The 19,332-nt window shown below is 57.2% G+C and carries 20 protein-coding genes; 17 read left to right on the top strand and 3 right to left on the bottom strand.

Annotated features, from left to right (window positions below; all coding sequences use genetic code 11):
* Position 1: 1 nt before the first annotated feature.
* From A6F49_RS03495 to A6F49_RS03440, 12 genes are all read left to right on the top strand, one after another.
* Positions 2-715 carry an L-threonylcarbamoyladenylate synthase gene (locus A6F49_RS03495; RefSeq protein WP_043057014.1) on the top strand — a complete coding sequence of 238 codons (714 nt, stop codon included), beginning with the start codon at positions 2-4 and terminating at the stop codon, positions 713-715.
* The gene (locus tag A6F49_RS03490; protein ID WP_067605539.1) at positions 712-1,899 is read left to right on the top strand and encodes an MraY family glycosyltransferase; all 1,188 of its coding nucleotides are present in this window, start codon (positions 712-714) and stop codon (positions 1,897-1,899) included. The genes A6F49_RS03495 and A6F49_RS03490 overlap by 4 nt, the downstream gene beginning before the upstream one ends.
* Positions 1,877-2,284 (top strand): hypothetical protein, encoded by a 408-nt coding sequence (locus tag A6F49_RS03485; protein ID WP_043057013.1) that lies wholly within the window; start codon positions 1,877-1,879, stop codon positions 2,282-2,284. The genes A6F49_RS03490 and A6F49_RS03485 overlap by 23 nt, the downstream gene beginning before the upstream one ends.
* Positions 2,285-2,706: 422 nt before the next feature.
* Positions 2,707-3,459 (top strand): F0F1 ATP synthase subunit A, encoded by a 753-nt coding sequence (gene atpB / locus A6F49_RS03480; RefSeq protein ID WP_150119374.1) that lies wholly within the window; start codon positions 2,707-2,709, stop codon positions 3,457-3,459.
* 173 nt (positions 3,460-3,632) lie between these two features.
* Complete coding sequence (gene atpE / locus A6F49_RS03475) at positions 3,633-3,848, top strand: ATP synthase F0 subunit C (protein ID WP_043057011.1); 216 nt, start codon at positions 3,633-3,635, stop codon at positions 3,846-3,848.
* Between the two features lie 67 nt (positions 3,849-3,915).
* Complete coding sequence (locus tag A6F49_RS03470) at positions 3,916-4,491, top strand: F0F1 ATP synthase subunit B (protein WP_043057010.1); 576 nt, start codon at positions 3,916-3,918, stop codon at positions 4,489-4,491.
* Positions 4,491-5,303: a F0F1 ATP synthase subunit delta gene (locus A6F49_RS03465; protein ID WP_043057009.1), complete on the top strand. Its 813-nt coding sequence runs from the start codon at positions 4,491-4,493 to the stop codon at positions 5,301-5,303. Before A6F49_RS03470 ends, A6F49_RS03465 begins: the two co-directional genes overlap by 1 nt.
* A gap of 75 nt (positions 5,304-5,378) precedes the next feature.
* On the top strand, positions 5,379-7,013 hold the full coding sequence (gene atpA, locus A6F49_RS03460; protein ID WP_043057008.1) for a F0F1 ATP synthase subunit alpha: 1,635 nt from the start codon (positions 5,379-5,381) through the stop codon (positions 7,011-7,013).
* 63 nt (positions 7,014-7,076) lie between these two features.
* Positions 7,077-7,973 carry a F0F1 ATP synthase subunit gamma gene (locus A6F49_RS03455; RefSeq protein ID WP_043057007.1) on the top strand — a complete coding sequence of 299 codons (897 nt, stop codon included), beginning with the start codon at positions 7,077-7,079 and terminating at the stop codon, positions 7,971-7,973.
* A 59-nt stretch (positions 7,974-8,032) separates the two neighbouring features.
* On the top strand, positions 8,033-9,487 hold the full coding sequence (gene atpD / locus A6F49_RS03450; protein WP_043057006.1) for a F0F1 ATP synthase subunit beta: 1,455 nt from the start codon (positions 8,033-8,035) through the stop codon (positions 9,485-9,487).
* A 5-nt stretch (positions 9,488-9,492) separates the two neighbouring features.
* Positions 9,493-9,762 carry a F0F1 ATP synthase subunit epsilon gene (locus tag A6F49_RS03445; protein ID WP_043057005.1) on the top strand — a complete coding sequence of 90 codons (270 nt, stop codon included), beginning with the start codon at positions 9,493-9,495 and terminating at the stop codon, positions 9,760-9,762.
* Between the two features lies 1 nt (position 9,763).
* The gene (locus tag A6F49_RS03440) at positions 9,764-10,216 is read left to right on the top strand and encodes a DUF2550 family protein (RefSeq protein ID WP_043057004.1); all 453 of its coding nucleotides are present in this window, start codon (positions 9,764-9,766) and stop codon (positions 10,214-10,216) included.
* An 87-nt stretch (positions 10,217-10,303) separates the two neighbouring features.
* Here A6F49_RS03440 and A6F49_RS03435 read toward each other — a convergent pair whose 3' ends face one another.
* Together A6F49_RS03435 and nucS are read right to left on the bottom strand one after the other, a co-directional pair.
* Entirely contained in the window at positions 10,304-11,245 is a 942-nt protein-coding gene (locus A6F49_RS03435; protein WP_052504698.1) for a hypothetical protein, read from the bottom strand.
* Positions 11,223-11,918 carry an endonuclease NucS gene (gene nucS, locus A6F49_RS03430; protein ID WP_043057003.1) on the bottom strand — a complete coding sequence of 232 codons (696 nt, stop codon included), beginning with the start codon at positions 11,916-11,918 and terminating at the stop codon, positions 11,223-11,225. Before nucS ends, A6F49_RS03435 begins: the two co-directional genes overlap by 23 nt.
* A 78-nt stretch (positions 11,919-11,996) precedes the next feature.
* On the opposite strand from nucS, the gene A6F49_RS17235 reads away from it, so the two are divergent.
* On the top strand, positions 11,997-12,326 hold the full coding sequence (locus tag A6F49_RS17235) for a hypothetical protein (protein ID WP_082911567.1): 330 nt from the start codon (positions 11,997-11,999) through the stop codon (positions 12,324-12,326).
* On the opposite strand, the gene A6F49_RS03425 is transcribed toward A6F49_RS17235, so the two are convergent.
* Positions 12,323-13,675, bottom strand: coding sequence for an AI-2E family transporter (locus A6F49_RS03425; RefSeq protein WP_161485765.1), 1,353 nt, complete (start codon positions 13,673-13,675; stop codon positions 12,323-12,325). The two genes, A6F49_RS17235 and A6F49_RS03425, sit on opposite strands and share 4 nt — an antisense overlap.
* 32 nt (positions 13,676-13,707) lie before the next feature.
* Between A6F49_RS03425 and A6F49_RS03420 the strand changes: the two genes are divergently transcribed.
* The 4 genes from A6F49_RS03420 (at position 13,708) to A6F49_RS03405 (ending at position 19,281) form a co-directional block, all read left to right on the top strand.
* Positions 13,708-15,852: a hypothetical protein gene (locus tag A6F49_RS03420; protein WP_052504696.1), complete on the top strand. Its 2,145-nt coding sequence runs from the start codon at positions 13,708-13,710 to the stop codon at positions 15,850-15,852.
* 56 nt (positions 15,853-15,908) lie between these two features.
* Entirely contained in the window at positions 15,909-16,826 is a 918-nt protein-coding gene (locus A6F49_RS03415; protein WP_043057002.1) for a co-chaperone YbbN, read from the top strand.
* Between the two features lie 92 nt (positions 16,827-16,918).
* The gene (locus tag A6F49_RS03410) at positions 16,919-17,698 is read left to right on the top strand and encodes an ABC transporter ATP-binding protein (protein ID WP_043057001.1); all 780 of its coding nucleotides are present in this window, start codon (positions 16,919-16,921) and stop codon (positions 17,696-17,698) included.
* Positions 17,683-19,281 (top strand): hypothetical protein, encoded by a 1,599-nt coding sequence (locus tag A6F49_RS03405; protein WP_043057000.1) that lies wholly within the window; start codon positions 17,683-17,685, stop codon positions 19,279-19,281. The genes A6F49_RS03410 and A6F49_RS03405 overlap by 16 nt, the downstream gene beginning before the upstream one ends.
* Positions 19,282-19,332 lie beyond the last annotated feature (51 nt).

Raw genomic sequence — 19,332 nt, 5'->3', positions numbered from 1 at the left:
CGTGACTCAGCTGTTCGACGCCCAACAATCCGACCAACGGACCGCCGCCATCGCCGCGGCGAGCCAAGCCATCGGCCAACGTGAACTCATCGTCCTACCCACCGACACCGTCTACGGTGTGGGTGCCGATGCGTTTAGCCCACAGGCAGTAGCCGTGCTCCTGGCCGCAAAGGGACGCTCCCGGCAATCACCGCCACCAGTGCTGATTGCCAACATGCAGGTCCTGGATGCACTCGCCGCAGACATCCCATCCACCGGGCGACAACTTGCCGAAGCCTTCTGGCCGGGTGCCCTGACGCTGATCTTCAACGCGCAACCCTCACTGTCGTGGGACCTTGGCGAAACGCATGGCACTGTTGCACTGCGCCAACCGGCCGATGAACTAGCCCAACAGATCCTGCAAAACACCGGCCCACTGGCAGTGTCATCTGCCAACCGGCACGGACAGCCAGCAGCAACCACCGCCCAGCAGGCCCAAGAGGCCCTGGGAGAATCCGTGGCGGTCTATATTCATGACGGCGATCGTGGCGTACAACAAGCCTCCACCATCGTAGACTGCACGGTCACCCCGCATCGGGTCCTCCGTGCGGGTGCCATCACCATCGAACAGCTCCGTCAGGTCGTTGCCGATGTGTTAGATATCAATGACCCCGAACCAACACCTGATGCTGGGCCATCAGAACCCCCGGCGTCGGAGGATTCTTCGTCCTTATGAAGGTCTACCTTGCCATCGTGGCCATCACCGCGCTGATCAGTTTCGCACTGACCCCGATGGCACGCATGTTAGGTGTTCGCGGACGCGTCTATACACCGACCCGAAAACGCGACATGCACCGCGAACCCATCCCCAAGCTTGGGGGAGCGGCCATGGCCTTGGCTGTGATGATCGTCCTGGGAGCTGCATCCCTGATCCCGTTTTTATCCGGGATCTACCAGGCGCCCATTGTCGGCATCCTGTTGGCAATCCTGGTCACGCTGATCATGGGCGTGGCAGATGATCTGTGGGATTTACATTGGATCATCAAATTTGCTGGCCAAATACTGGCCGCAGGCATTGTGGCCTCGGCCGGCATCCGCGTGGAGGCCATGCCGGTCGGGTGGATCCACGTCGACAACGAACTGGCCCAGATCGTCATCACCATCTTCGTCATTGTGCTCACGATCAATGCGTTCAACTTCATCGACGGACTCGACGGCCTAGCAGCCGGTGTGGCCATCATCGGTGGGTCGGCATTCTTTATTTACAGCTACATCCTCACCAGAACCATCAACGCCTACGACTACTCCAACTTGGCGACCCTGCTGACCGCACTTCTCATCGGAGCATGTTTGGGCTTTCTGCCGTTCAACTTCCATCCGGCACGCATCTTCATGGGCGAAGTCGGTGCCCAGCTCATTGGCTTGCTCATGGCCACCGCAGCTGTCGCTGTCACAGCTGATCTGGGTGCGCTGGAAGGCTTCCGCTTCCGGAACATTCCGGCCTATATGCCCATCCTGCTGCCCCTAGCCGTCATGATCCTGCCGCTGTTGGATCTCTTCATGGCCGTACTGCGCAGAACTGCACGACGAAGCTCCCCATTTAGTGCTGACCGCGGCCACATCCACCACAAACTGGTCGACGGCGGATACACTCACCGACAAGCGGTATTACTGCTGTACTTGTGGACCTTTGTGGTCGGATTCGGTGCTGTCTCGCTGACGTATTTCCCAGCCGAGATCGTCATAGCCGTAACAATCGTCGCCCTGGCACTGCTCATTTTGCTGACCCTTCGACCCTGGATGGCGCGGCGGGCCTATTATCGACGACTCAATAAACTGCGTGCAGCACGAGCTGCCGAACGAGCGCTGAATCAATCGGCAGAACAAGGTGAAACGCATGGCAAAGAAACCCGTCAATAAACGCGGCTGGTGGGGGATCCTGATCCACGCTTCCTGGCCCACCTGGATCGGCATCCTCGTCACCGCAGTGGCCTTCACCTTGGCAGAAAACGGAGACGCCGGGCTGTCGGCACTGGTTGCCGGCTTGATCGTCTGGGTCTTATCAGCCGTCAGTGTTCTGCTCATCGCCATCGTGTGGCAACGACGTCGTGAACTGGCGATTCCCTTGGCGATGGGAGCTTTTGTCGCCAAAATCGTCATCCTGGGATTTTTGCTCACGCTGGTGCCGGCGCCAGACTGGTTACATACCGTCGGAGCCGCGATTGGAGCCCTGGTAGCGATCGTGATCTGGCAAGCTGCAGAGGTTATTGTATTTATCAATACCCGACGCCTGATCTATTCATAGACGTGCGCTTCAATGTGATAAAGACAACAAATATTGGTCAAATATTGCCTGTGAGATACGCCAATTGCCACTCTGACAAGCTGTTTTATTAGATTTTTTCGACGCTGTGTAGAAATAGTGTGAGTAACATCTCACTTGATTTGCTAGATTGTACCAGCGACGTCGTGCGAAGTAAGCGACTCAATGCGACACGGGTTAGTGTTTTTGCTAGACTATCCAAGGGCAAAAAACGCGTTGAAAATCGCAACTGCCTACAACAACACTCCGGCAACATCCCCGAAGCAGGTTCAAATACCTAAACCTTCCCGTGGGATTCTTAAGAGAGGATTTGCGTGCTTCCACTCGTGCTAAGTTATCTCCCCACGCAGGGATACGTGCCGCCCACGATCGACGATGCGCACCCGCCAGATATCATTCCGTGGATGGCTGAGTACGGCACCGGTTTCGGCAAGCAGATGGTTATGATCATTCTGTCGGTCATCCTCATCTGGGCGCTGTTTGGCATCGCAATGCGCAAACCGTCCCTGGTTCCAGGGCGTCTTCAGTGGATCGCTGAATCCGGCTATGCGTTCGTTCGCAACGGCATGGGCCGCGACATTCTCGGTGAGAAACATTTCCGTCAATGGGTCCCACTGCTGTTTGCGACCTTCTTCTTCGTACTCTTCAATAACCTGTTCGGTGCAATCCCGATCTTGCAGCTGCCATCGTTCTCACATGCTGGCGCCGCATACGCGATCGCCATCATCATGTACATCGTGTGGATCGGTGTCGGTCTACGCCACCACGGCGTCAAATACTTCAAACTGGCTGTCGTCCCACAAGGTGTACCTGGTTGGATTTTGCCACTGCTGGTTCCACTGGAGATCATTTCCAACTTCATCGTTCGTCCGCTGACGCACTCATTGCGTTTGATGGCCACCATGCTGGCCGGTCACATGATCGTTATGCTGGCTGGATCCGGTGCGGAATACCTCATCACTCAAACTGACAGCATTTTCAACGCTGGTCTCGGTATCGGTGTCATTATCGGTTCGGTTGCGCTGTACTTCTTGGAACTACTGATCATGGTGCTGCAAGCATTCGTCTTTACCTTGCTGACGGCGCTGTACATCCAAGGGGCAATCGATGCTCACCCAGAACCTGCGGTGGACACGTCAACGACTGTCGCAGCGTAGCGGTCAACGCTCCGCCTACAATTCAATATTTGATACAGAAATTTAGCGATTCGGACCTACGGATCGCAACGGTGAGATACACACCGTGAAATAACTTCCTGGTACCGGTACCCATCGGATCCCCGCCGGGAACCCTCCACAACCTGCCTGTTAGGCATCTTGAAAGGAACACAATGGAACTGCACGGTTCATTGAACATGATCGGTTACGGTCTGGCCGCAATTGGCTCCGCTATTGGTGTGGGTCTGATCTTCGCTGCATACATCAACGGTGTTGCACGTCAGCCAGAATCCCAGTCGCAGCTGCAGCCAATCGCGCTGCTTGGCTTCGCTCTGGCAGAAGCTCTTGCCATTTTTGGTCTGGTCTTCGCCTTCGTTATTGGAGCCTAGGCGCCATCCACGGTCGGTAAGCATCCGACCACATATGTCAGTAATGAACACTTAAGGATGGTTTGAAATGATCAATAGCATGACGATCATGGCGGCCGCCGCGGAACAGGAACAAGCGAACCCACTGATCCCAAATATCTGGGAAATCGTGGTTACCTCGGTTGGTTTCCTTGTCCTCTTGTTCATCGTCATCAAATTCGTCGTTCCGGCAATGGAGAAATCTTACGTCGAACGTCGGGATGCGATCGAAGGTGGACTTGAGCGCGCTCAGGCTGCACAAGCAGAAGCTGCACAACTAAAGAACAATTACGAACAGCTCCTGCAAGAAGCCCGCACCGAAGCCAGCCAGATTCGCGAGCAGGCTCGTACTGAAGCGGCACAGATTGTTACAGAGGCCCGTCAGAATGCTTCCGCAGAAGCGTCACGCATCTCTGAACAAGCTTCTGTTCAGATCGCTGCTGAACGCCAGCAGGCAGTTGCAGCATTGCGTACCGAAGTCGGTACTCTGGCAACGTCGCTGGCTTCCAAGATTGTTGGTGAAGCCCTTGATGACGATGCACGTTCGCAGCGTGTAGTCGACCGCTTCCTGGCAGACCTGGAGAAAGAACAGGCCTCAACCACGAGTGCAGGTGCAACTGAGTAATGTCACAAGCATCGCGTGATTCATTGGCACAACTGCACACCGAGCTGAAAGCAACCCTTTCAGCCGGAGGAGTCGAACTCGGCGCCGAACTGTTTGCGGCTTTGAAAGTGATCGACGAAAACGGTGCACTGCGCCGGTCGATCACCGACCCAACGGTTGAAGCCAACCGACGTCAAGAACTTATTCGCAAGATCTTTGCTAACAAAGTCTCAGCAAACGCTGTGACTGTATTGCAGAATCTTGCCGGCGTACGCTGGACCACCGAACGCGAATTCGGTGATGCACTCGAAGAGATGGCAGCTACCACCGCTATCTACAGCGCCGAACAGGGCGGTCTTGCTGGTCTAAAAACGCTCACACAGCAACTGCTGGAATTCAACCGTGTTGTTGAGGCCAGCCACGAGCTGCAACGAGCACTCACTGACCACCAAGCACCGGTATCTTCCCGAGGCGATCTTGCTGACAACCTCATGTCGGCCAACGCCCTGAACTCAGCCAAATTGCTGGTACGTCAGGCCGTTGAAAACCCTCGCGGAGTCAAACCTGTTGATCTTGTTCGTCGTTTCGCTGATCTGAGCGCACAGCAACAACGTCAGTGGATCGCCGATGTGACGGTGGCCCGTCCACTCCAGCAAGCTCAGCTCGATCGTTTGGCTGGCTCGCTGTCGTCCACTTTTGGTCGCCAGCTACAGCTGAACGTTCACACTGACCCGCAGCTGATCGGCGGAATCCGGATCCAAGTTGGTGACGAAGTCATTGACTCCTCGGTCGCTTCACGACTGAACGATCTGAACACTAAACTGGCCGGCTGAAACCGGCACTCGAAACCTATACAACTAGGCCCATCACCACAATGATGTGGCATTAAAAGAGAGCAGGGACTGCAGATGGCCGATTTGACCATCAACGCTGACGACGTCCGTGATGCCCTAAACGAGTTTGCGGAGTCGTACGAACCGGCCGACACCGAACGTGTCGAAGTTGGCTATGTCACGAGCGCAGCTGACGGTATTGCCCGTGTGGAAGGTCTTCCTTCCGTTATGTCGAACGAACTTCTTCGTTTCGATAACGGCATCACTGGACTGGCTCAGAACCTCGACCCACGTGAAATTGGCGTCGTCGTCCTGGGGGATTTCCAGGGTATTCAAGAAGGTATGAAAGTTTACCGCACCGGCGACGTACTGTCCGTACCGGTTGGTGACGCTTTCATGGGTCGTGTAGTGAACCCACTGGGTGAACCAATCGACAACCTTGGTGCAATCGAAGACGAAGGCCGCCGTGCACTGGAACTCCAGGCACCAGGTGTTACCCAGCGTAAGTCGGTACACGAACCACTTCAGACTGGTATGAAAGCCATCGACGCGATGATTCCAATCGGCCGTGGCCAGCGTCAGCTGATCATTGGTGACCGCCAGACCGGTAAAACCGCGATCGGTGTCGATGCGATCCTGAACCAGAAAGCCAACTGGGATTCGGGGGATCCGAACAAACAGGTACGTTGTATCTACGTCGCTGTTGGCCAGAAGGCTTCCACGATCGCATCGGTTCGCGCTACTTTGGAAAAAGAAGGCGCACTGGAATACACCACCATCGTTGCCTCACCAGCATCTGACCCAGCAGGCTTCAAATACCTGGCACCATACGCCGGTTCAGCCATTGGTCAGCACTGGATGTACAGTGGCAAACACGTTCTGATCATTTTTGACGACCTGTCCAAACAGGCTGAAGCGTACCGCGCCGTGTCGCTGTTGCTGCGTCGTCCACCAGGCCGTGAAGCCTACCCAGGTGACGTGTTCTACCTACACTCCCGGTTGCTGGAACGTTGTGCAAAACTCTCCGACGAAATGGGTGCCGGCTCCATGACCGGTCTGCCAATCGTTGAGACCAAAGCCAACGACGTCTCGGCCTACATTCCAACCAACGTTATCTCGATTACCGACGGCCAGATCTTCTTGCAGTCTGACCTGTTCAACGCCAACCAGCGTCCAGCTGTTGACGTTGGTATCTCGGTATCACGCGTTGGTGGTGCCGCCCAGACCAAGGCGCTGAAATCTGTCTCCGGTACCCTGCGTATTGACCTCGCACAGTACCGCGATATGGAAGCATTCGCGATGTTCGCCTCTGACCTTGATGCTTCGACTCGTCGACAGCTGGACCGTGGTGCACGTCTGATGGAACTGCTCAAGCAGCCGCAGTACACCCCATACCCAGTTGAAGACCAGGTTGTTTCGATCTGGGCCGGCTCGAAAGGACACATGGACGATGTTCCAGTATCCGACGTGCTGCGCTTCGAATCGGAATTCTTGCAGCACCTGCGTCTGAACAACATTGCGTTGCCAGACATTGCTGAATCCGGTCGTTTGAACGACGACGTCATTGCGGTCTTGGAGCAGGAAGTTACCAGCTTCAAGAAGTCCTTCCTCGCTCAGGGTGGCAACACCGTCCAGCCTGGCAACGAAGAATTCGACGCCATTGACGAAGGCGCTGTCGAACAAGAACGCATCGTCCGCCAGAAACGCTGATCGACCCTAGCTCAAGGTGCCGGGGATACCCGGCACCTGCTATAGGTCACAGAAAGGAAAAGCATGTCAGCATCCGATATTCGGGTCTTTCGCAATAAGATCGATTCGACGACGTCGATGAAGAAGATCTTCAATGCGATGGAACTGATCGCTACTTCGCGAATCGGTAAGGCACGCCAGCGTGTGGCAGCTTCGATGCCCTATGCGAATGCAATCACCCGGGCAGTTTCTGCCGTAGCCTCGCAACAAGACATTGAGCACGTTTTGACGTCGGAACCAGAAAACCCACGTCGCGCAGCCGTGCTCATCATGTCTAGCGACCGCGGTCTGGCCGGAGCATACTCCGCAAACATCCTGCGCCACGCAGAGACCTTGATCGAACGCCTCAGTGATGAAGGCAAAACCGCCGATCTGTATTTGATCGGTCGCAAGGCTCAGGCGTACTTCGACTTCCGTAACCGTTCGTATAAGAAATTCTGGACCGGTTCGACAGATAACCCAGAATTTGATGTCGCAAAGGACGTCGGCGAAACTCTTGTCGATGCGTTCCTAACCGACTACGAAGACGGCGGCGTGGACGAAATCCATATCGTCTACACCGAGTTCAAGAGCATGGTCAAACAAGATCCAACGGTCGTGCGTCTTCTGCCACTGGAAGTAGTGGAAGAAGAAGTCACCGACGAGTCGGAATTGTTGCCACTTTACGACTACGAACCAGCCCCAGAAGATGTCTTGGATGCACTGCTGCCAAAATACATTGAGTCGAGAATCTTCTCGTCGATGTTGCAGGCTGCCGCATCTGAACTGGCCAACCGTCAACGAGCTATGAGTGCAGCCGGTGATAACGCCGATGATCTCATCCGTGAATACACTTTGCTGATGAACAACGCCCGTCAGGCTTCCATTACTCAGGAGCTCACCGAACTCATCGCTGGTGCAGATGCACTAGCCGAGTCCTAAACGGGCTGACACCACAGCCTCACTGACCCATATTCAACATCCACATAGAAGTGAGTTACATGACTGCCACTATGAATGAATCCGGTAGCGGCGCTACAACCGGCGCCGTGGGCCGCATTGCCCGTATTACCGGTCCGGTCATCGACGCTGAATTTCCAGCCGATGCCATGCCGGAAATTTACAACGCTCTAACTGTTCAGCTGACCCTTGGCGGCCAGACTTCGACTATCACGTTCGAAGTTGCCCAGCACCTTGGTGAAAACCTCGTTCGCGCTATCGCGATGCAGGCCACCGACGGTCTGGTCCGCGGCCAGGAAGTCGTCGACACCGGCCGTCCTATTTCGGTTCCAGTCGGCGACGTCGTCAAAGGCCACATCTTTAACGCTCTGGGCGATTCTCTCGACATCGACATCTCAGAACTCGACGTGCAGGAACGCTGGCCAATTCACCGCCAGCCACCAAACTTCGCTGACCTTGAGTCCTCCACCCAGATGATGGAAACCGGAATCAAGGTTATTGACCTACTGACCCCCTACATTCAGGGTGGAAAGATTGGTCTGTTCGGTGGTGCTGGTGTTGGTAAAACCGTTCTGATTCAGGAAATGATTACCCGTGTTGCTCGCAACTTCGGTGGTACCTCGGTATTCGCCGGTGTCGGTGAGCGTACTCGTGAAGGTAATGACCTCTGGGTCGAAATGGATGAAGCCGATGTTCTCAAAGACACCGCGCTAGTATTCGGCCAGATGGATGAGCCGCCAGGCACCCGTCTGCGCGTGGCTCTGACCGGTCTGACCATGGCAGAGTACTTCCGTGACGTCCAGAAGCAGGACGTGTTGTTGTTCATTGACAACATTTTCCGCTTCTCCCAGGCCGGTATGGAAGTTTCGACCCTGCTGGGTCGTATGCCATCGGCTGTGGGTTACCAGCCAAACCTGGCTGACGAAATGGGTATCCTGCAGGAACGCATTACCTCGACCCGCGGTCACTCCATTACCTCGATGCAGGCCGTCTACGTCCCAGCGGACGACTATACTGACCCTGCTCCAGCAAACGTGTTCGCCCACCTGGATGCGACCACCAACTTGACTCGTGACCTGGCCTCGCGTGGTCTGTACCCAGCGGTTGACCCACTGGCATCGACCTCCCGTCTGCTGGACCCACAGTATGTTGGTCAGGATCACTACGACGTAGCGACTCGCGTCAAGCAGATCCTGCAGAAGAACAAAGAACTGCAGGACATCATCGCCATCCTCGGTGTCGACGAACTGTCTGAAGAAGACCGCGTCGTCGTCGGCCGTGCACGCAAGATCGAACAGTTCCTGTCCCAGAACACCTACACTGCTAAGCAGTTCACCGGTGTTGAAGGCTCGACCGTTCCGATCAAGGACACCATCGAAGGCTTCAAGGCCATCGCCGACGGCGACCTGGACCACATTGCAGAACAGGCCTTCTACAACGTTGGTGGCCTGGATGACGTTGAACGCGAATGGGCAAAAATCCAGAAAGAAGGCTAAACCTCATGGCCGATAATTTTCTGGACGTCGAAATCGTTGCCGAAGACCACTTCGTGTGGTCTGGGCAAGCCCGCTCCGTGTCTGCCCGCACCATCGACGGCGAGATCGGGATTCTTCCCGGTCACACCCCGCTGCTCGCGGTGCTGGGTGACGGCGAAGTCGTGGTCGAAGCAGCAGACGGCGAAGCCGTGGTTGCACAGGCCAACGGTGGGTTCTTCTCGGTTGATTCAAATCGGGTGACCATCGCGGCAACCCAAGCGGAGCTGTCAGCCTAAGATGCCGTCGTGGCTGGCCTGGACGCTGAGCGGAATCGCGGTTGTAGCGTTCGTAACGGTTATTATCATCGCCTGGCGATTATTTATGCTGCTACGAACACCCGGTTCCTTTAAAGCGCGCCTGGTCAGCAAACACGACGACGAAAAGCCTGGCAAACCTGTGGTCGTGTCCTATAACGAGTACTCGGTGGAAATCTTCAGCGTGTATTCGATGTGGCCGCGCCCGGTTGCCAGTCTGCCGCGACACGCACTAGATGTGACACGGTTTCCGCGTCGGACTCGCATCCGTTCTTGGGTGCGGTTAGACAATTTGGGAACCGGTGAGCACATCAAGCTCAGCGCCGCACATGCCCACGTTTCCGAACTGACCACTTGGTACGAATCTGGTCCCGCCGTCGGTATTGGACACTGGCGTGAAGCGCCACGACGTCGACAACGTCGACGCTATTTCTAACTTCATATGACAATCGGTCGACAGGGTACGTGGATGGCCCTGTCGACCGATTGCTTTAAGCACAGTGGTGGACCGCCACAATGGTGTTCAGCGCTGCATCGCAGCACAGACCCGAGCATGATCAAAGCCGGTGGCTACCAAGTCGTCGTGGATGCTCAACAGGTCCTTGCCGCCCGAAGCCAGAGTGGTGCTGCCGGCAAGCTGCGGCCCGGTAGCTTCGGGGTAGTGCAGTTCGAGATGTCCCAGTCGCGGACGTCCCGCATATAGCGGCTCCACGCCTTCGGGAAGTGTTGCCGCGGAGGCATCTGAGACCAATCGGACGGCCTCTGGCCACCGGTCCAGCCACCAGCGCACGAGGTGCAAATCAACGTGGTAGCCATCTGCAATCAACTCCACAATGACCTCACCGCGTTCTACCGCCTCTGCCACCGCCAGGATGGGTCCTGGATCCCGATGATGAAAACCACGCATCGCGTTATATAGATGGGTGATGGTCACCGGTCGGCCCGTGTGCGCATGAATCATGGCTATACCGTGGCGCATCTGGTGGTAATCGGCCGCGGTATGACCCAGCGCGGGTTCAATACCGTAGCTGACCAGTTGCCCAACCGTGTGCTCAAAACCAGGAACTTCGGGAGCCAGCGTCATCATGGTGACTAGCCTGCTACCGGTTTGCTGCTCGATCACGGTTTCCAAGAATCGCTTGCCGCGTTCTTCCTGTGGGCTGAGGATGGCCGCAACAGGATGCGCACCAGCAAACTCGGGTACAAGAAATGGACCTTCCAAATGCACGCCGTCTAAGAGTCCACCGGTCTGCAGGGAACGCAACCGGTCCAGCGTATCTGGCAGAGCTGCCAGGTCGATCGTCGGGATTGAAGCGGTGACCCCAGTGGTTCGGCGGGAAGCCAGCAGGCTCAGCGCCGCGCGGATGGCCGAGACATCAGAGGTCGCAAAATCCACGCCGGCCAGACCGTGAATGTGACGATCGGAAAAAGTGTTGGTGCACTCAGAAGAGGCGCGAGTCAGCATCGTCGACGCCTCGCATGGCATCGTAATCCAGAGTAACGGTGCTAAAGCCCCGATCCTCTGCCAAGACGCGCGCCTGGGGTTTGATCTGTTGGGCGGCGAAAATACCATGCACTGGGGCCAGTAGGGGATCACGGTTGAGTAATTCAACGTAACGGGACAGTTGCTCGACGCCGTCGATATCTCCGCGACGCTTCAGCTCCACGGCCACCGTTTCACCGGTGCCGTTCTTGGCCAGAATATCGACCGGCCCGATCGCCGTCATATATTCACGGCGGATGAGCTTATATCCCGAACCCAGCAGGTGAATCTGTTCGGCCAGTAGCCGTTGCAGATCGGCCTCCACACCGTCTTTGACTAATCCTGGATCCACACCGAGTTCGTGGCTGGAATCGTGCTCGATACAGTAAATACTGATGATCAGGCGATCATCAGATTTCTGCGACTGCACCGTCCAGATCGCTTCAATGCCCTCCTGCTGCTGAGCCTCGGAGGGATCAGAGACGAGCACCTTGGCCGGGGGAGTCATCCAGTTGAGTGGTTTATAGGAACCACCATCGGAGTGCACCAACACGGCACCGTCGGCCTTGACCATGATCAGGCGTTTGGCCGGGGGCAGATAGGCGTTGAGCCGGCCAGCATAAGTGACAGAACATTCAGCAATGACAAGTCGCATAACGGGCCTTAGTCTACTGGGTAATTTTAGTTTCATAGTGCAGCCGGGTGGGTCGGCGAGTATGTGACAATAGGGTTCATGGCTCGCAAGAATAAGCGCCGTCGTGATCAGCACCCCAAACGCGGCAGAAGAACCCTTCCCGTCGGTGAATTCAACCGAGCCGGTTTCGACACCAATTACTCGCACGAAGAATCCTTTGATGGGGGCTGGCACGTCCGACAGGTCCCGGCCTGGCGTGCGGTAAAAATCTACACGTGCCCGGGGTGTTTGCGGCCCATCCCGCAGGGCCAGACGCACGTGGTGACGTGGCGGTCAGATTGGCTCATGGGAGATGAAGACGCCGGCCAATTGCGCCGTCATTGGCATACCGCTTGCTGGAATAATCGACGCCAAGACCTGCGGTATTAGCGCATGTCCTGATAGGGCACATAGACTTCGCGCACGAGGACTAGGAAGCCGGCGACGACGGGAATGGCCATCAGTGCGCCCAACACACCCAGCAGGGAGCCGCCGGCGATGACGCCGATGACGGCCAGTGCACCGGGGATCGCCACCGCGCGTTGCATAATGCGCGGGGAGATCACATAGGCCTCGATCTGTAAGTATAAGAAGTAGATGATCGCAAATATCAGGGCGGACTGCCAGCCGGCAAATAGTGCCAGCAACGTGATGATCACGCCACCGGTGACCGCGCCCACCAACGGGATAAAAGCCATGAATCCGGCAATCAATGCCAATAGTGCGGCGTATTGCAGCCCGGCAATGGACACTGCAATAAACGCGACGATGCCATTGAGCGTGGCCACAATAGTCTGCCCGACAATATAGTGCCCCACGGAACCGGTAATTTTCTCCGAGAGGTATTCGAGCCGTTCACGGCGCGAGCGCGGGGCCAGGCGGTAGAGCCACTGTTTGATGGTGGGCAGCGACGCCAAGAAGTACAGGGTCAGCACGACGACGATGAGTACCGAGAAGCCAACATTGACCACTGCTGTGCCAAACCCCAGAATTCCGCCGAGCAGGGTGGTGATATTGGTTGTGTCCGAGACGAATTTATTGACCTCGGTGGTGATGACCGTGGCGACGTCGAATTCGTCGTCGATGGCGCGGAAGAAATCTGAAGCAATAAAATCTGAGACGACGGTCGGTAAGATTTGGGCAAATTCGGTGGTCTGTTCCACGATTACTGGGATCAGCGTGGAAATAAAGATTGTGACGATCCCGATCAAAATGACCACCGCCGCTGCGACCCCGACCCCGCGGGGTGCACCCCAGGATTGGATCTTGGTGACGATCGGATCCAGACCCAGTGTGATGAAAATCGCTGCGAGAATCCACACGAGTAGTTGAACATTTGACGACACCAGCAGGTAAACCGCCAGCGCCAGCCCAACGCCAAGGGTCAGTAAAAAACCGGTTCTGATCGGGCGCGATATCAGCTCGACCGGGCCGGCCGGTGGACGTTCGGGGGTGAAATCTTCGGCCTGGGTAATTGGGCTGGCAGGGTACTCATCTGGTTCGGGCACGCGAAATTGTTGTCTGGCACGGGTCGTAGCCAACTGGTCACGTGCCCCGGTGATGCGCTGCTTAATATTCTGGAACAGGTTCGATCTTGGCCTGTCCGACTTCGAGTTCTCCGCCACGTCCTCCACATTACGGTACGATGACGCCGCCGTGGCAGACCCGAACGGCGCGGTGGGGATGGGATTGCTACTATGATGGAAAATTAGCCAGGTGGCATCGACCAGGTGCGCCAAGCCGAGCAATCGAACGGAAAAGGTGGCAGGTTTTGAAAACTCTGGGCGGTATCGGCGCCATGATTCTGGGCGTCGTCGCGATCTTAGTCTCCGTGGGGCTGCAAACCATTTGGGCGCCCCCGGCCGTGTTCAACGCGACCACCGAAACAACCCAAGAAGCTCCGCTGACCATCATCACCGATGGGGTGGACATCGACCCGGATGAAGCCATCGAATATACCGTGCGCGGTGAGGGCGACTTCACCTTGATGTACGGCCAGCTGCGTGACATTGAAGCATGGGTTGGCGACGCCGCACACAACCGCATCGACGGAGTCAATACCGACGTCGGCCGCGGGGAAGACCCAAGCGTCAACATCACCTATGTGGATGGGCAAGCCGAAGTACCCAACCCGGTGACCTCGGATCTGTGGTTGGCCACCCAAGAAGTCACCGATGAGGTCACCCAGCGCTGGACCCGCACCGATGCAGGGGAGTGGGCCCTGCTGATCGCCGTCGACGGAACGGCTCCGGCCCCTGCCGATTTCAGTGTTTCCTGGGTCAACGTCGAACCCAACTCGCCGCTGATCGTGCCGCTGATGATTGCTGGCATTGCGTTGGTCATTATTGGGATTGCTCTGCTGATCTGGCGCTTTATTGAATTCCGACGACGTGCCAAACGCACTTCGGGACGCCGTGCTGTGCAACGCGGTGACTACACCGGCCTGACCGCAGCCGATGTCATGGCGGGCAGCGAACCGACCACCCAAACGCTCTCGGTGGAACAGATTGAAGCCGGCGAACCGGTTCAAGATCCTGATACCGATCAAGCCACCGAAGTTGTGGCCGGTCTACCGATTACCGAAGATGACCAGCTTGCCGATGAGGACGAATTGGCGGTTCGTGACTCGGCTGCCGGGGAACCCACAGGCGTGGACGAACCTGCTGACGCTGAGAAAACTGCCGACCAGCCGGCAGCGGACGTGCAGCCAGCTGATGATGACGACCTCGATGAAGAGCACCCCGACGACGACGACGATAACGATGCACCCGGGGGGTCTTCCACCCCGGACGACGAACCGAACACCGAGCATTTGCCCCTGCTCGACGAGCCAGCAGACAAAGACCACTCCGAAGACAAAAAAGACAACGGCGGGTTCCTGCGTCGAACCGTCACCGCACTGTCGGCGATGGGACTGGCCATCGGCCTGGGTGTCGGTCCGGCACATGCCGCCACGGAATCCCCGACGGAAGAAGACATTTCGGATCAAGTCGACCAGGATCAACTGGAGGAAGAGGTTGATCCCGAAGAACCCGATACCTTCCCCTTAGTTGTTGATGCCCAATTTGGACAGATCCTCGACGCCGTTGCGGCAGCCACCGAACAGGGCGATCAAGACCTCGACGTCGATGCGCTGACAGGTCGCGTGACGGGCCACGCGCTACGTTCGCGCCAGGATTCTTACCGCAACCACGCGATCGACGAAGAGTACCCGATTCGTATCCCGGTGGCCTCCGATGAGATTTTAGCGACCTGGATGGATCGCGATGAGTCCTTCCCGCGCACCATTTATGCCGTCACCAGCGACGCCGAAGGCTCGGCAACCCAGCTGCTGGTGTTGCGCCAGGAAGATGCCCGCTCGCAGTATCAGCTGATCCAAAACGCCCCCTTCGCCCCGGGTGCCGAGCTGCCTGCCGGGTCCTTGGCCGATCACAACGTGGTGGATATGGCCAACGACGAGTCCACCGACTTGGTCATGTCCCCGGATGCTGCCGTTGAAGCACTGGCCGACTATCTCACGGATCCCGAAGCCGAATCCGCAGACCAGATTGCCGACAACGAGTGGATCGACATGATTCACGAACACCAGGCCAACCTGGAAGAAACCCACAGCGAAAATGACATCGATGCCAGCGTGACTCGGACCCTCTTCGAAGACTCCGTGACCTCGGTGCGCCTGCCCAACGGATCCGCCCTGGTCTTTGGCACCATGAACTCGCTGGAGTCACTGACCCCGCAAGAAGAAGGCGCCACGGTTGATGTCACCGATCTTGTCCAAGAAGTTGGCGAATTCCCCTCGTCGTCCCACGAAGGTCAGGTGCGCATCCGCTACCGCGAACAATTCGCGCTACTGATTCCTGCCGACGGCGAAGTTTCGCTGGCCGGGTATGAGACCGTCCTATCTACCGTTGACTAACCAGCACACTAGACTGGTGAGCACGACCACGAGCCGAATCTGACAAGAAGAGGATTATGACTCAACAGCCTGACTCCACCCCATCGCACTCCCGCGACGCCATCGATCTGACCCAACTGCCGGCCCAGTCGGCCGGCGCCCACGGCGGAACCGAACGATCCTGGGTCCTACCCGACGTCGACCAACAATCGCTGCAAGGCCTGCTACAGCACGCGGCTACCGTCCCGCTGATTATCCACCTGGCAGCACCCTCCAACCCCGCCTCGGATCAAATCGACGCCGTGCTGCAGCCGGCCATTGACGCTAGGGCCGGACGCATGATCATGGGCCGCATCGACACCGAAAAACACCCGCAACTGCTCCAAATGTTCGGCGTGCCAGCCGGCCCAATGGTTGTTGCCCTGATGGGTCAGCAGGCCCTGCCGCTGTTCAATGCCCCCGTGGCCGCCGAACAGCTCGAACAGCTGCTGGATGAAATCAACGCCTCCGCGGTGCAATCGGGCATGGCCGGCACCGTGCCACCGCTGGTCGAGGCCACCGACGCCGCCGGTGAGGCCGTGCTGCCACCACTGCACCAAGAGGCCGAAGCCGCTCTGCAGGCCGAAAATTACGACGACGCCATCGCCGCTTATGACAAAGCGCTGGCCGAAAACCCGCAGGACGACGAAGCGGTCCGTGGCAAAGCCCGCGTCGGGCTCATGCAGCGCACCCGCGACATGGACGTTCAACAGGTACGCGCCAACGCGGCCGATAACCCCAACGACGTCGCCGCCCAAACCGCGGTGGCCGACCTCGATGTGCTGGGCGGCCACGTCCAAGACGCCTTCGAACGCCTGGTGCAATTGATTGCCCGCAGCGCCGGGGAGGACAAAGATGCCGCCCGTGTGCACCTACTGGAGCTCTATACCGTCGTCGGTGAGCAGGACGATCGAGTTGCCATCTCGCGCCGGAAACTTGCTGCCGCCCTGTTCTAAACCGGTCAGCTGACATGTTCCATCCCCCGTCCGAGATGAAGTTCAACCGGACGGGGGATACGTTTTTGCACACGACTTTTTACACTTGACCTATGTTAGAAAAAACTTCCCTGCCTGACCCTGATAACGCAGTGGTCATCCGGTCGCTGGGCAAACAATTCGGCGACAAGATTGCCGTCAACGGCATCAATCTGACCATTCCCGCCGGCTCATTTTATGGGTTCGTTGGTCCCAACGGTGCCGGAAAAACCACCACCATGTCGATGATGACCGGACTGTTGCGACCCGACCATGGCCAGGTGTGGGTCCACGGCATCAATATGTGGGAATCCCCGCAACAAGCCAAGTCCGTACTGGGTGTCCTGGTGGACGGTGCCGCCGTATTTCCCCGGCTCACCGGCACCCAGCTGATCACCTATTCTGGGCTACTACGTGGCATGGATGCCGACGTCGTTGCCGAACGCGTGCCCGACCTGTTGCGCGTCATGGATCTGGAAGAAGCCGCCAATAAAATGGTGGCCGACTATTCAGCCGGTATGACCAAGAAAGTCTCGCTGGCCGCCTCAATGATCCACTCGCCACAAGTGCTGATCCTCGATGAGCCCTTCGAAGCCGTCGATCCGGTGTCCTCGGCTCGCATCCGAGCCATCCTCAATGAGTATGTGAACTCTGGCGGCACCGTGATGATCTCCTCTCACGTAATGGATCTGGTAGAACGCACCTGTGACCATGTTGCGGTCATCGATAAGGGCCAGGTCCTGGCATCGGGCTCCATGGCGGAAGTCACTGACGGCGTCTCGCTTGAAGATCGCTTCGTTGGCATGGTTTCCAGCGAGCAATCCGGGGAAGGACTGTCATGGTTTCGCACCTAGTTCGTCTGCGGTATTTATTGATGTGGAACGGGTTTCGCCGTTCCGTAGGGACGATGATCGGGGCGATCTTCTCTGCCCTCGGGTTTCTATATTTCATCGTCATGGCCTACGTTATGGCGTTTTTCGCAGCGTTTGCCCCGGTCCAAGAGGTGTCTTATGCCGACCGCGGCGGAGTCTTTGTGCTGTGCGGGGCCGTGACCATGATCGTCTGGATTGTCGGACCGATCATCTTTTCATCATCAAACCCCTTTACCAATCCCAAAAACTTTCTGACCTTCGGCATCCCCAATAGATCCTTCATCCCCGGGGTGGTCCTTGGGGGAGTCCTGGCTCCGACCGGCATCGGCACCCTGGCGTTGTTGCTCACCGGTGTCGTACTGTGGGGTTGGCAGCCAGCAGCAATCGTTGCCGGGGTCCTGTCAGCACTGCTGGGCACCGTATTGTGCGTCATCCTCATGCAGGTCATCGTGGGGGTGCTGAATAACCTCATTGCCCGTCGTGCCGTGCGCGATGCTATCCAGCTCATCGTCCTGGTGCCGTTAATGCTTACCGGGTTTATCCTGATGGGTGCCATTGAAACCATCCAGGAATTCTGGGAGCTTATGCCACAGATCGCCACCTGGGTAGCATTTACTCCGGCAGGATTCTTAGCGCTCCCTTGGTTCGTCGCCCAGGGACTGTGGGGGATGGCGGCACTGCATGTGGTCGTGATGCTTGCCTATGTTGGTTTGGCAGTCTGGGCATATAACGCCATAGTCAACCGTGCGGTCGAAGGTGCCGGAACCACGCGCGAACGCCAACGCGAAAACGCGGGTGTTGGACTCCTAGGACGCGCGAATTCGCCGATGCAAGTCATCTGGGCTCGCTCATTGCTGTATTGGTTCAAAGACCCCCGCTATGCCGCAAGCCTGATTCTGGTCGGCGTGTTTGTGCTGTTTGGGGTGCTGGAAACTACGGTCCTGGATACTGACGAATTCCAGATCTTCACCAAGATCCTTCCGGCCCTGATCGCCTACATGCTGGCGTTTTCCATCTCGGCTGACCTGTCGTATGACTCGACCGGTTTCTCGCTGCATGTCACCTCTGGTGTGCGCGGCGTCGATGATCGACTCGGCCGAGTCTTTGCTCTCCTGACGTGGGCGTTGCCCGTGGTCCTGTTGCTGACCATTGCGATGGTATCTGCCACCGGCGTCTGGGATGAATGGGCCACCTGGCTGGGTCTGTCCATTGGGATCTTGTTATCTGGTACAGCCCTGTCAGCGGTGATTTCCGCACGCTATATTTATCCAGTGCCGCCACCCGGAACCAGCCTGATGGCGCAGCCCGAAGGCGGTATGGGACGGATGATGTTAGTCCAGACCGTGGGGATGCTCCTGCAGTTGTTGATTGCCTTGCCCGTGGTTATTCCCGCCGTGGTCGCAGTGGTGCTAGGCAGTCAAGCCTGGGGCATCATCACGTTAATGATCGGTGTGCTCTACGGGGCCGGCATGTTGTGGGCCGGCGTGAAACTCGGGGCCAAATGGTATGAGCGCGCGCTGCCAGAAACCTATCAGTCAATTGTCAAGGTTGCGGCGTTATACTAAGCACATGGCCTGTCGCGGACGCGTATTGTCCGCTGTTCTGACTACAATGGA

This window comes from Enteractinococcus helveticum (genome assembly GCF_001657475.1).
Taxonomy (GTDB): Bacteria; Actinomycetota; Actinomycetes; order Actinomycetales; family Micrococcaceae; genus Yaniella; species Yaniella helvetica.
Note: the sequence above shows the minus strand (reverse complement) of the source record. Positions and strands in the feature narration are given on the sequence as shown.

What these genes read in the sequence shown, in the direction of transcription:
- A6F49_RS03405 (WP_043057000.1), top strand. Translation starts at nt 17,683, where the DNA reads ATGGTTTCGCACCTAGTTCGTCTGCGGTATTTATTGATGTGGAACGGG.
- A6F49_RS03435 (WP_052504698.1), bottom strand. Translation starts at nt 11,245, where the DNA reads ATGCTGACTCGCGCCTCTTCTGAGTGCACCAACACTTTTTCCGATCGT.
- A6F49_RS17235 (WP_082911567.1), top strand. Translation starts at nt 11,997, where the DNA reads ATGGCTCGCAAGAATAAGCGCCGTCGTGATCAGCACCCCAAACGCGGC.
- A6F49_RS03490 (WP_067605539.1), top strand. Translation starts at nt 712, where the DNA reads ATGAAGGTCTACCTTGCCATCGTGGCCATCACCGCGCTGATCAGTTTC.
- A6F49_RS03445 (WP_043057005.1), top strand. Translation starts at nt 9,493, where the DNA reads ATGGCCGATAATTTTCTGGACGTCGAAATCGTTGCCGAAGACCACTTC.
- atpD (WP_043057006.1), top strand. Translation starts at nt 8,033, where the DNA reads ATGACTGCCACTATGAATGAATCCGGTAGCGGCGCTACAACCGGCGCC.
- atpE (WP_043057011.1), top strand. Translation starts at nt 3,633, where the DNA reads ATGGAACTGCACGGTTCATTGAACATGATCGGTTACGGTCTGGCCGCA.
- A6F49_RS03415 (WP_043057002.1), top strand. Translation starts at nt 15,909, where the DNA reads ATGACTCAACAGCCTGACTCCACCCCATCGCACTCCCGCGACGCCATC.
- A6F49_RS03465 (WP_043057009.1), top strand. Translation starts at nt 4,491, where the DNA reads ATGTCACAAGCATCGCGTGATTCATTGGCACAACTGCACACCGAGCTG.
- atpB (WP_150119374.1), top strand. Translation starts at nt 2,707, where the DNA reads ATGGCTGAGTACGGCACCGGTTTCGGCAAGCAGATGGTTATGATCATT.
- A6F49_RS03455 (WP_043057007.1), top strand. Translation starts at nt 7,077, where the DNA reads ATGTCAGCATCCGATATTCGGGTCTTTCGCAATAAGATCGATTCGACG.
- A6F49_RS03470 (WP_043057010.1), top strand. Translation starts at nt 3,916, where the DNA reads ATGATCAATAGCATGACGATCATGGCGGCCGCCGCGGAACAGGAACAA.
- atpA (WP_043057008.1), top strand. Translation starts at nt 5,379, where the DNA reads ATGGCCGATTTGACCATCAACGCTGACGACGTCCGTGATGCCCTAAAC.
- A6F49_RS03485 (WP_043057013.1), top strand. Translation starts at nt 1,877, where the DNA reads ATGGCAAAGAAACCCGTCAATAAACGCGGCTGGTGGGGGATCCTGATC.
- A6F49_RS03410 (WP_043057001.1), top strand. Translation starts at nt 16,919, where the DNA reads ATGTTAGAAAAAACTTCCCTGCCTGACCCTGATAACGCAGTGGTCATC.
- nucS (WP_043057003.1), bottom strand. Translation starts at nt 11,918, where the DNA reads ATGCGACTTGTCATTGCTGAATGTTCTGTCACTTATGCTGGCCGGCTC.
- A6F49_RS03440 (WP_043057004.1), top strand. Translation starts at nt 9,764, where the DNA reads ATGCCGTCGTGGCTGGCCTGGACGCTGAGCGGAATCGCGGTTGTAGCG.